The following is an 11,752-nucleotide window of genomic DNA, read 5'->3' as shown; positions in this document are numbered from 1 at the left end:
TTGTAGATGAGCAGTAAAGCGATTACCGAGTTCGATCACAATTTCGATGACATGCCCACGTCCGACCGCGGCATTCGCCGCATCGGCCTGACTATTGTCTTCGTTACATTCGGCATTTTTGGCAGCTGGGCGGCCTTCGCTCCGCTTAGCAACGCCGTGCACGGTTCCGGTGTGGTCACCGTGCAGAACTACCGCAAGACCGTGCAGCACCTTGAGGGCGGCATCGTCAAGGAACTGCTGGCCCGTGACGGCGACCTGGTCAAGAAGGGCGACCCGCTGATCGTGCTGGACGAGTCCCAGCTCAGCGCCGAATACGAGTCCACCCGCAACCAGCTGATCGTGGCGCGCTATAAAGAAGCACGTCTGCGGGCAGAGCGCGACGGGCTGAACGAGATCCCACCGGTCAAAATGGACGGCACCGATTCGGTCCGTGCCCAGGAAGCCATGGCGGGTGAGTTGCAGGTGTTCAACGCGCGACGCAACTCGTTGCAGGGTGAGATCTCGGTCAACCGTGAGCGCATCCAGCAGATGAAGCAGCAGATCGCTGGTTTGAACGACATGATCGGGACCAAGAGCGGGCTTGAGAAGTCGTACACCGGTGAAATCAAGCAGCTCAAGGAGTTGCTGGCCGAGGGCTTTGTGGACAACCAGCGCCTGCTCGAGCAGGAGCGCAAGCTGGACATGCTCAAGACCGAAGTGGCGGACCACCGCTCCAACATCACCAAGACTAATTTGCAGATCGGTGAGACCGAGTTGCAGATCGTGCAGCTGAAGAAGAAATTCGACTCTGACGTGGCAAACGAGCTTTCGGACGTTCAGGCCCAGGTCTTCGACCTTCAGGAAAAAGAAGCAGCCCTGCGTGACCGCCTTTCGCGTGTGGTGATCCGCGCACCCGAAAGCGGCATGGTACTGGACATGAAAGTGCACACCATTGGCGGTGTGATCAGTGCGGCCACGCCAATCCTGGATATCGTGCCAGCCCAGTCGGAGCTGGTGGTGGAGGCCAAGGTGGCCACCCGGGACATCGACCGCCTGGAATTGGGTAAAACCGCAGACATCCGTTTCACCGCCTTCAACCAGGCCACCACGCCGGTCATCGAGGGCAAGCTGGTGCGCATTTCGGCGGACAGCCTGACCGACGAGCGCAGCGGCGACACCTACTACCTGGTGCGTGTGCAGGTGACTGAAGATGGCATGAAGAAGCTGGGTAACCGCAAACTGCACCCCGGCATGCCAGCCGAAGTGCTGATCAACGCCGGCGACCGCACCATGCTGCAGTACCTGCTCAAACCGGCCCGCAACATGTTCGCCGAATCGCTGATCGAGGAATGATTGTGCTGCGTTTGCTACCTGGAATGCTGATGTGCATGGTCGCCTGCCAGGCGGTGGCCGTGGAAGGGAAGGGCGCGCCGGCTGACGTGCCCAAGGCGGTGTCGGCGTCAACCTACACACTGGACTTGGCCGGCCTGTACCGTGAGGCCAGGCTGGAAGACCCTCGGGTGCTGGCCGCGTATGCCCGCGCTCGCTCTGCCGAAGCCCAGCAACGCGAAGCCTTGGGCGGTTTGCTGCCCCAGGTGTCGGCCAACGCCAACACCAGCCGCGTGCTGCGCAAGAACGAGATCGACCGTGACATCTATAACAACGAAAGCTATTCGTTGAGCCTGACCCAGTACCTGTACAACAAGCCGGCCTGGGAGCGGTACCAGAAGTCCAAGAGCGTCAAGGACCAGAAGGGCCAGCAAGCCGAGGACACCCTGGCCGAGGCCACGGTAGACCTGGCCAAGCGCTACTTCGTGGCCCTGGCTGCCGACGACGAACTGGCGCTGGTGCAGGCCGAACGCCGCGCCACGCAAAAGAACCTGGACCGCGTCACCAGCATGTTCGACCGGCAGATGGCCAAGATCACTGACAAGCTGGACATGCAGGCGCGCGTCGACTTCCTGGCCGCCCAGGAAGTGGAAGCCCGCAACCAGGTGCAGGTCAGCCGTGAGGCGCTGGCCGAGATCGTAGGTCGGCCGATCACCGAGCCGCTGAGCCGGGTGCGTAACGATGTGGCGCTGCAGGCGCCCACCCGTCCTTTGCAGGAGTGGTTGACCCAGGCCGTGGAAACCAACCCGCAGCTCAAGGCCTCGCGCAGCGGTGCCGAGGCGGCTATGGCGGCCGTGCGTGAAGGCAAGGGCGAGCACTACCCGCAGCTGTCCCTGAGCCTGAGCGCCCAGCAGAGTGACCAGGGTTACGACAACACCCAGGCGCCGCGCAGCGACAGCTATGTGGCAAGCCTTGGGGTGAAGATCCCGATCTACAGCGGTGGCTCTACCTCGGCCCGGGTACGTGGGTTGTATGACGAGCAGTTGGCGGCCGAAGAACAGCTCGAAGGCATTCGCCGCCAGGTGGTGAAGGAAACCACCACGGCCTTCCTCACGGCCCAGGCGGCGGTGGACAAGATCCGCGCCAACCGCAACGCCTTGTCCTCGGCCCAGCAGTCCAGCGTGGCGGCGCAGAAGGCGTTCAGTTACGGGGTCGTCAACGCGGTGGACGTGCTGACCAGCGTGCAGAACGAGTTCAAGGCGCGTCGTGATTTGCTCAAGACCCAGTACGACTTCATCACCAATCTGTTCCTGCTCAACCGCTGGGCGGGTCAGCTCAACCAGGACAGTGTGGACAACGTGAACGTGTGGTTGAGCCCCGTACCAGAGCCGACCTTACCGGGCGGTGACGTGGCGCGGCTGGATGCGCGTCGCTGATTGGACGTGTGGGGTGTAGCCTGGGCGGCTGAAAGGCGTCGCTTGGCAGACGCCTGATACTATTCCTAAGAGCCTTACGCGTTCCCCGTGTGGGAGCGGCCTTGCGCCGCGATGGGCCGCGCAGCGGCCCCGGGGGTATCTGCTGCAAGGCTGCAATCGCGGGGCCGCTTCGCGCCCCATCGCGGCCGGTCCGGCGCCCCGGCAAGGCCGCTCCCACACGGGCTTGAGCCAGCCTCCCACACGGGGTATGGCCAGCCTCCCACACGGGCTATGGCCAGCCTTCAGAACTCAGCCAAAATCAGACCATTCCTACAGGCCAATCACTGGCCATTCTCCCCCCTGGAACTTATTCTCCCGCGCCGGTTCCTAACCCCCTCAATAAGGCCTGACCGGCAGCTGGCCGCGCGCCAGTACTTTGTGAGTCGAGTACTCCCCCCGACCTATGTATACTGCCGCATGCAAGCGAGTACGCGCGGCTCGGAGCTGCCGCGTCAAGCCCCAATAATCACACATGCCCGCACGGCACTATCGGAGTTGGTTAAGTCGCATGAAAGCAATCGTTACTGGGATCACTGGTCAAGACGGCGCCTACCTGGCGGAACTGCTGCTGGAGAAGGGCTATACGGTCTACGGCACCTACCGTCGTACCAGCTCGGTTAACTTCTGGCGCATCGAGGAGTTGGGTATCCACACCAACCCTAACCTGCACCTGGTCGAGTACGACCTCACTGACCTGTCGGCCAGCATCCGCCTGCTGCAAACCACCGAAGCCACCGAGGTGTACAACCTCGCCGCCCAGAGCTTCGTGGGTGTGTCCTTCGAGCAGCCTTTGACCACAGCCGAAATCACCGGCCTGGGCGCTGTCAACCTGCTCGAAGCCATCCGCATCGTCAACCCGAAGGTCCGCTTCTACCAGGCCTCCACCTCCGAAATGTTCGGCAAGGTGCAGGAAATCCCGCAGGTCGAAACCACCCCGTTCTACCCGCGTAGCCCCTACGGTGTGGCCAAGCTGTACGCCCACTGGATGACCATCAACTACCGCGAGTCGTACAACATCTTCGCCACCAGCGGCATCCTGTTCAACCACGAGTCGCCCCTGCGTGGCCGTGAGTTCGTGACCCGCAAGATCACCGACTCGGTCGCCAAGATCAAGCTGGGCCTGCTGGACAAGCTGGAGCTGGGCAACCTCGACGCCAAGCGCGACTGGGGCTTTGCCAAGGAGTACGTCGAAGGCATGTGGCGCATGCTGCAGGCTGACGAGCCGGACACCTTCGTGCTGGCCACCAACCGCACCGAAACCGTGCGTGACTTCGTCACCATGGCCTTCAAGGCCGCTGGTATCGAGATCAACTGGAGCGGCAAGGAAGAAGCCGAGCAAGGCACCTGCGCTGCAACCGGCAAGGTCCTGGTCGTCATCAACCCCAAATTCTACCGCCCAGCCGAAGTCGAGCTGCTCATCGGCAACCCGGCCAAGGCCAAGCAGGTACTGGGTTGGGAGCCAAAAACCAGCCTCGAAGAGCTGTGCCGCATGATGGTCGAAGCCGACCTGCGTCGTAACGAAAAAGGGTTCTCGTTCTGATGCAAATGGCCAGCAAACGCGCACTCGTCACCGGGATCCATGGTTTCACAGGTCGCTACATGGCGGCCGAATTGCGGGCCAATGGTTATGAAGTGATCGGTACCGGGAGCCAGCCCTCGGCGGCGCCCGACTACCACCAGGTCGATCTGGCCGATGGGCCGGGCCTGCGTGCGTTGCTGGCCGAACTGCAGCCGGATGTGATCGTGCATCTGGCTGCCATTGCGTTTGTCGGGCACGGCGCTGCCGATGCCTTCTATCAGGTCAACCTGATCGGCACGCGCAACCTGCTCGAAGCCATTGCGGCCTGCGGCAAGGCGCCCGAGTGCGTGCTCATTGCCAGCAGTGCCAATGTCTACGGCAATGTTTCCGAAGGGATGCTGGACGAGCAGACCCCGCCTGCACCGGCCAACGACTACGCCGTCAGCAAGCTGGCGATGGAGTACATGGCAAGGCTGTGGTGCGACCGGCTGCCGATCGTCATCACGCGCCCGTTCAACTACACAGGTGTTGGGCAGGCCGAGAACTTCCTGCTGCCCAAGATCGTTTCGCACTTCCAGCGCAAGGCCCCTGCCATCGAGCTGGGCAACTTGGATGTGTGGCGTGACTTCAGCGACGTGCGCGCCGTGGTGCGTGCCTACCGCGGCCTGATCGAGGCGCGGGCAGTGGGCCAGACCGTGAACGTGAGTTCCGGCATCACCCATTCGCTGCGCGAAGTCATCGCCAAGTGCTCAGCCATCACCGGGCACACGCTTGAGGTGCAGGTAAACCCTGCGTTCGTGCGCGCCAACGAGGTCAAGACCTTGTGCGGCGACAACGCCCGCCTGCGGGCGCTGGTGCCCGGTTGGCACACGCCTGACCTGGATGAAACGCTGGGTTGGATGCTTGCCGGTCAATGAAGGTCATTCTTTCCGTCGAGTCGGTCCGCTTCCCGCTGACCGGTATCGGGCGTTACACCTACGAGCTGGCCTCGCGGCTGCAGCAGTGCGATGACATCGACGACCTGCGGCTGTTTGCCGGGCGCAGCTTCGTCCCAGAGCTTCTCAAGCCTGCAGACCAGTCCGATGCCGTGCATGGGCTCAAGCGCTTCGTCCAGAAAAACGCCTTGGCCGTCGAAGCCTACCGGCGCCTGATGCCGTTTCTGCGTAAGCGTGCACTGCGTGGGCATGATGACTTCATCTACCACAGCACCAACTTTTACCTGCCGCCCTTCGCAGGCCGGAGCGTCGCCACGTTCCACGACTTGTCGCCGTTCACCTGGGCCCATTGCCATACCCCGCAGATCGCCCGGTACTTGCAAAAGGAGCTCATGCTGACGCTTGAGCGGGCCGATGCGCTGATCACGGTGTCCCATTACATTCGCCAGGAGCTGGCGGATTACTTCAACTGGCCGTTGGACCGCATTCATGCGGTTCCCCTGGCCAGCTCGCCGCAGTTTCACCCCCGCAGCCCGCAGGCGCTCACACAAACGCTGGCGCGTCATGGTCTGGAACCTGGCGGCTACAGCCTGTTCGTGGGCACCATCGAGCCGCGCAAGAACATCGAGAACCTGCTCGACGCTTATGGTCGCCTACCGCTTGCCCTGCGCCAACGCTGGCCGCTGATCCTCACCGGCTACCAAGGCTGGCGCAGCGAGGCCATCCACGCCCGCATCGCCCAGGCGCAGCAGCAGGGCTGGGCCCGCTACCTGGGCTTCGCCCCCAGCGAAGACTTGCCGTTGCTGTTCGCCGGCGCCCGCCTGTTCACCTTCCCGTCGCACTACGAAGGCTTTGGCCTGCCCGTGCTCGAAGCCATGAGCTCCGGCGTGCCGGTGGTGTGCTCCAACAGCTCTTCGCTGCCGGAAGTCGCTGGCAATGCAGCGCTCATGTGCGCGCCCGACGACGTCGATGGCCTGACCGCACTGCTGCAACGCGGCCTGGAAGACGAAGCCTGGCGCGCCACGGCCATCGCCCAGGGCTTGCAGCATGCCGGTGGTTTCTCGTGGGAGCGGTGTGCCCAAGGCACCCTTAAGGTGTATCAAGCGGTCAAGCAACGATGATCAAGGTCCTGCATTTTTTCAAAACCTATTACCCCGATTCCATGGGCGGTATCGAGCAGGTGATTTTCCAGATCGCCGAAGGCACCCAGGCCCACGGTATCGAGCCCGAGGTGCTGTACCTGAGCTCACGCGGCGCTGCCCGCAACGAGCCGGTGGCCAACCACCTCACGCACCGCGCCAAGCTCGACCTGCATGTCGCCTCCACCGGCTTTTCGCTGTCGGCGTTCAAGGACTTTGCCGAACTGGCCCGCAAGGCCGATATCGTGCATTTCCACTTTCCCTGGCCGTACATGGACCTGGTGCACTTCGCTACCCGGCTGAACAAGCCGACCGTAGTCAGCTACCACTCCGACATCGTCAAGCAGAAGTGGCTGCTCAAGCTGTACCAGCCGCTGATGAACCGCTTTTTCTCCAGCGTCGACCGGGTTGTGGCGTCCTCGCCCAACTATGCGGCGCACAGCCCGGTATTGACCCAGTTCAAGGACAAGGTGTCGATCATCCCGTATGGTCTGGACCGGTCCACGTACCCAAAGGCCAGTGCCGAAAAGCTGGCGTACTGGCGGCAACGGTTAGGCGAACGGTTCTTCCTGTTCGTCGGGGCGCTGCGTTATTACAAGGGGCTGGACTACCTGCTGGAGGCCGCACGCATCAGCGGCTTGCCCGTGGTCATCATGGGTGGGGGTTTTCTGGAGCAGCAGCTGCGCCAGCAGGCCAGCGACGCGGGCCTGAGCCAGGTGCAGTTCCTGGGTGGCTTGCCAGACGAAGACAAGGTGGCGCTGCTGGAACTGTGCTATGCCTTTACCTTCCCGTCGCACCTGCGCTCGGAGTCCTTCGGCATCTCGCTGCTGGAAGCGGCCATGTACGGCAAGCCGCTGATCTCCTGCGAAATGGGCTCCGGCACCACCTTCATCAACCTGGCCGACCAGACCGGGCTGGTGGTACCGCCGCGCGACGCACCGGCACTGGCCCAGGCCATGCAGCGGCTGTGGGACGACCCGGCCCAGGCCCAGGCCATGGGTGCCGCCGCCCAGCAGCGCTTCGAGCATGTCTTTACCGCATCGGCCATGGCCAATGCCTACGCCGAGCTTTATCGCGGCCTCTTGTAGCCCGGTCAGTCAGGCACAACGAGGGCGAAGATCGCCGCATGCCGGCCCTGCCGGCGTGAACCGGGAACGGATTTCATGGAACGACGCACACTATTGATCACTGGGGCCTCGGGCTTTGTCGGCAGCGCCCTGTGCCAGCGCCTGGCGACGGTCGAAGGCCTTACGCCGCGCGCCGCCTTGCGCCGCGGAAGCTCATTGCCTTTGGCGGGCATTGACGCGGCCACCGTTGCGGACCTTGGCGCCGATACTGACTGGCAAGCGGCCCTTATCGATGTAGACGTCGTGGTGCACGCGGCGGCGCGCGTGCACGTGATGAAGGAAACCGCCACCGACAGCCTGGCCGAATTTCGCCGTGTGAACGTGCAGGGTACGCTCAACCTGGCCCGCCAGGCGGCGGCTGCGGGCGTGCGCCGTTTCATTTTCATCAGCTCGGTCAAGGTCAATGGCGAAACCAGCCAGCCGGGCCAGCCCCTGCATGCCGACGATACCCCCGCGCCCCAGGACGCCTATGGCGTTTCCAAGCACGAGGCCGAGCAGGGGTTGCAGGCGGTAGCCGCCGAAACGGGCATGGAAGTCGTCGTCATCCGCCCAGTGCTGGTCTACGGCCCAGGCGTCAAGGCCAACTTCCTCAGCATGATGCGCTGGCTGGAGCGCGGCGTGCCCCTGCCGCTGGGGGCGGTACACAACCGTCGCAGCCTGGTCTCGCTGGGCAACCTGGTCGACTTGATCATCACCTGCGTGGATCACCCTGCGGCCGCGGGCCAGACGTTCCTGGCCAGCGATGGCGAGGATGTATCACTCAGCGAGTTGCTGCGGGCCCTTGGCCAGGCATTGGGCCGTCCCGCCCGCCTGGTGCCGGTGCCAGCCGCGCTGTTGCAAATGGGCTCCGCGCTGCTGGGGCGCCGTGACCTGGCCCAGCGCCTGCTGGGCTCGCTGCAAGTGGACATCACCAAGAACCACCAGCTGCTGGGCTGGCGACCGCCCTACACCCTGGAGCAAGGCCTGGCCGCCACCGCCCGCGCCTTCAAGGAGAACCCCCGCCCATGACCGCCATCCTCATCGTGGCAGGCATCGCCACCTGGCTGATGACGGCCGCACTGCGCCGCTACGCGTTGTCGCGCAGCCTGCTGGACATTCCCAATGCCCGCAGCTCACACACCTTGCCCACACCCCGTGGCGGCGGCGTCGCCTTCGTCGTGGCCTTCATGGCCGGCGTGTTGGTGCTGGGCTGGGCAGGGTATGTGGCGCCGTCGGTGCTGGTGGGCATCCTCGGGGCAGGGGGCCTGGTGGCCGTGATTGGGTTCATGGACGACCACGGGCACATCGCCGCGCGCTGGCGCCTGCTGGGCCACTTTGCCGCAGCCGCCTGGGGGCTGGCCTGGCTGGGTGGCCTGCCGCCAATCAGCGTGTTCGGCTGGCCGTTGCATGCCCTGTGGCTAGCCGCGCCGCTGGGGCTGCTGTACCTGGTCTGGCTGCTGAACCTCTACAACTTCATGGACGGCATCGATGGCATTGCCAGCATCGAAGCCATTTGTGTGTGCCTGGGTGGCACCGTGCTGTTCTGGCTGGCGGGTGCGCCGGGTGCTGCGTGGCTGCCGCTGCTGCTGGCCGCCACCGTCACCGGTTTCCTGATCTGGAACTTCCCGCCGGCGCGTATCTTCATGGGTGATGCCGGCAGCGGTTTTCTCGGCATCGTGCTGGGTTTGCTAGCGATCGCGGCAGGTTGGATAGATCCGCTACTCTTCTGGGGGTGGTTAATACTTCTGGGTGTGTTTGTGGTGGACGCTACCTTCACCTTGGCGCGCCGTTTGCTACGCGGTGAAAGGGTCTACGAAGCGCACCGCAGCCATGCCTACCAGTACGCCTCGCGGCGCCACGGTCGCCACCGGCCGGTAAGCCTGGCGGTGGCGGCCATCAACCTGGGCTGGCTGCTGCCCGTCGCGTTGGTCGTGGTGGTGCTCAAACTGGATGGGGCAACCGGAACCTTGGTGGCCTATGCCCCTCTGATACTGTTGGCAATTGCCTACCGGGCAGGGGAGAAGGAATAGCATGCTCCAGCAAGGCAGGCGCAATCAGGGTTGTACAGGGCTGTATGTTCGGCAGTCGCTCTGGTCATTTTCACAATTTGGCGTAGCCATGAGGAAAACCGGATGAGCAACGCAAAGAACGACAGGCTACGGCAGTTTCTGGTCACCCTGTCACGCCGGCAGAAACGCCTCATCCAGGTCTGCACGGACATTGTCCTTATCTGGTTCGCCTTGTGGTTGTCGTTCATCGTGCGGCTGGGCGTGGAGGAAATGTACAACCCCATCGTCGAGCACACCTGGCTGTTCATGGCCGCGCCGTGCGTGGCTATTCCCTTGTTCATCCGCTTTGGCATGTACCGGGCGGTGATGCGCTATTTCGGCAACGATGCGCTGGTGGCGATCATCAAGGCGGTGACCCTGTCTTCGCTGATTCTGGCGGTGGTGGTGTACTGGTACAGCAACCACGAGGTGGTGGTACCGCGCTCGATCATCTTCAACTACTGGTGGTTGAGCATGGTGATCATCGGTGGCTTGCGCCTGATCATGCGCCAGTATTTTCTGGGCGACTGGTTCACCGGCGCCCATCAGATCCCTTTCGCCAACCGCGACGACGGGCAAATCAAGGTAGCTATCTATGGCGCAGGTACCGCCGGCAACCAGTTGCTGGCGGCGCTGCGCATGGGCCGGGTGATGCGCCCGGTGGCCTTCCTCGACGATGACGGCGACCTGGCCAACCGGGTCATTTCCGGGCTGCAGGTGTACAAGCCCAAGCACTTGCAGCAGATGCTCAAGGAAACCGGCGCCCAGGAGGTGTTGCTGGCACTGCCGTCGGCCACCCGCGCGCGGCGCCGGGAAATTCTCGCCCTGCTCGAACCGTATCCGCTGCATGTGCGAAGCGTACCGGCCTTTGCCGACCTGGCCACGGGCCGGGTGAAGGTGGACGATATCCAGGACGTGGACATTGCCGACTTGCTGGGCCGCGACCCGGTGCCCGCGCAGGAAGGCTTGCTGGAGCGCTGCATTCACAAGCAGGTGGTGCTGGTGACCGGTGCCGGTGGCTCCATTGGCGCCGAGCTGTGCCGGCAGATCATCGGCCTTGGGCCCAAGACCTTGCTGCTGCTGGACCATGCCGAGTTCAACCTGTACAGCATTCTCAGCGAGCTGGAGCAGCGCGTGGCCCGGGAGTCGCTGTCGGTGCAGCTGCTGCCGATCCTGGGCTCGGTGCGCAACCAGCAGCATCTAGTCGATGTGATGAGCACCTGGCGTGTGGATACCGTCTACCATGCCGCCGCTTACAAACATGTGCCAATGGTCGAGCACAACATCGCCGAAGGCATTCTCAACAATGTCTACGGCACCTTGTGCACGGCCCAGGCGGCGTTGCAGACGGGGGTGGCCAACTTCGTGCTTATCTCCACCGACAAGGCCGTGCGCCCGACCAATGTGATGGGCAGCACCAAGCGTTTGTCCGAGTTGATCCTGCAGGCGCTTAGCCGGGAAGCGGCGCCGGTGCTGTATGGCGATTGCAACAAGATTGCGCGGGTGAACAAGACCCGCTTCACCATGGTGCGTTTCGGCAATGTACTGGGCTCGTCCGGTTCGGTGATCCCGTTGTTCCACCAGCAGATCAAGACGGGTGGCCCGCTGACCGTTACCCACCCGAAGATCACGCGTTACTTCATGACCATCCCGGAGGCGGCGCAACTGGTGGTGCAGGCCGGGGCCATGGGGCAGGGTGGGGATGTGTTCGTGCTGGACATGGGCGAGCCGGTGCGCATCGTCGAGCTGGCGGAGAAGATGATTCACCTGTCGGGTTTGAGCGTGCGCAGCTCCTCCAACCCCCAGGGCGACATCGCCATCGAATTTACGGGGTTGCGGCCGGGTGAGAAGTTGTACGAGGAGCTGCTGATCGGCGACGACGTATCGCCCACCGCGCACCCGATGATCATGGCGGCCAATGAGGACTATCTGGCGTGGGAGCGGTTGCGCGAAGGGCTGACGCTGTTGTTGGCGGCGGTGGCCGAAGACGACTTCACCCGCGTGCGGCAGTTGCTGCGCGAGATGGTGAACGGCTATTCGCCCCAGGGCGATATCGTGGACTGGGTTTACTTGCAGCGTCGCCAGGGGCCGGTGGAGCGGTAAGTGCTTGGCCTGCCTATTGGGTTTGGCGCTCGAGGGGGTGGTCGTGCCTTTGCAGCCATCGCTATTGATGTGCGGACTGATACCCTGGGGCCGCTTTGCGGCCCATCGCGGCGCGAGGC

General features: G+C 63.5%; 9 protein-coding genes. All 9 read left to right on the top strand.

Annotated elements, in window-relative coordinates; all coding sequences use genetic code 11:
* Positions 1–6: 6 nt before the first annotated feature.
* The 9 genes from ACF8R3_RS11725 to ACF8R3_RS11685 all read left to right on the top strand — a co-directional run bounded on the left by ACF8R3_RS11725 (position 7) and on the right by ACF8R3_RS11685 (position 11,633).
* On the top strand, positions 7–1,332 hold the full coding sequence (locus ACF8R3_RS11725; protein ID WP_058638453.1) for an HlyD family type I secretion periplasmic adaptor subunit: 1,326 nt from the start codon (positions 7–9) through the stop codon (positions 1,330–1,332).
* Positions 1,329–2,744, top strand: coding sequence for a TolC family outer membrane protein (locus ACF8R3_RS11720; protein WP_027914282.1), 1,416 nt, complete (start codon positions 1,329–1,331; stop codon positions 2,742–2,744). Before ACF8R3_RS11725 ends, ACF8R3_RS11720 begins: the two co-directional genes overlap by 4 nt.
* Before the next feature lie 547 nt (positions 2,745–3,291).
* Positions 3,292–4,323: a GDP-mannose 4,6-dehydratase gene (gene gmd, locus ACF8R3_RS11715; RefSeq protein ID WP_058605499.1), complete on the top strand. Its 1,032-nt coding sequence runs from the start codon at positions 3,292–3,294 to the stop codon at positions 4,321–4,323.
* The gene (locus ACF8R3_RS11710) at positions 4,323–5,219 is read left to right on the top strand and encodes a GDP-mannose 4,6-dehydratase (RefSeq protein ID WP_392515632.1); all 897 of its coding nucleotides are present in this window, start codon (positions 4,323–4,325) and stop codon (positions 5,217–5,219) included. The genes gmd and ACF8R3_RS11710 overlap by 1 nt, the downstream gene beginning before the upstream one ends.
* The gene (locus tag ACF8R3_RS11705; protein WP_058638450.1) at positions 5,216–6,358 is read left to right on the top strand and encodes a glycosyltransferase family 1 protein; all 1,143 of its coding nucleotides are present in this window, start codon (positions 5,216–5,218) and stop codon (positions 6,356–6,358) included. Before ACF8R3_RS11710 ends, ACF8R3_RS11705 begins: the two co-directional genes overlap by 4 nt.
* Positions 6,355–7,464, top strand: coding sequence for a glycosyltransferase family 4 protein (locus ACF8R3_RS11700; protein WP_058638449.1), 1,110 nt, complete (start codon positions 6,355–6,357; stop codon positions 7,462–7,464). Before ACF8R3_RS11705 ends, ACF8R3_RS11700 begins: the two co-directional genes overlap by 4 nt.
* 75 nt (positions 7,465–7,539) lie before the next feature.
* The gene (locus ACF8R3_RS11695) at positions 7,540–8,511 is read left to right on the top strand and encodes an SDR family oxidoreductase (protein ID WP_325942760.1); all 972 of its coding nucleotides are present in this window, start codon (positions 7,540–7,542) and stop codon (positions 8,509–8,511) included.
* Complete coding sequence (locus ACF8R3_RS11690; protein ID WP_392515631.1) at positions 8,508–9,512, top strand: glycosyltransferase family 4 protein; 1,005 nt, start codon at positions 8,508–8,510, stop codon at positions 9,510–9,512. The genes ACF8R3_RS11695 and ACF8R3_RS11690 overlap by 4 nt, the downstream gene beginning before the upstream one ends.
* 102 nt (positions 9,513–9,614) lie before the next feature.
* The gene (locus ACF8R3_RS11685; RefSeq protein ID WP_392515630.1) at positions 9,615–11,633 is read left to right on the top strand and encodes a polysaccharide biosynthesis protein; all 2,019 of its coding nucleotides are present in this window, start codon (positions 9,615–9,617) and stop codon (positions 11,631–11,633) included.
* Positions 11,634–11,752 lie beyond the last annotated feature (119 nt).

This window comes from Pseudomonas sp. FYR_7 (assembly GCF_043106155.1).
Classification (GTDB): domain Bacteria; phylum Pseudomonadota; class Gammaproteobacteria; order Pseudomonadales; family Pseudomonadaceae; genus Aquipseudomonas; species Aquipseudomonas parafulva_B.
The sequence above is the reverse complement of the archived record's forward strand: the minus strand, read 5'-3'. Positions and strand labels throughout refer to the sequence as shown.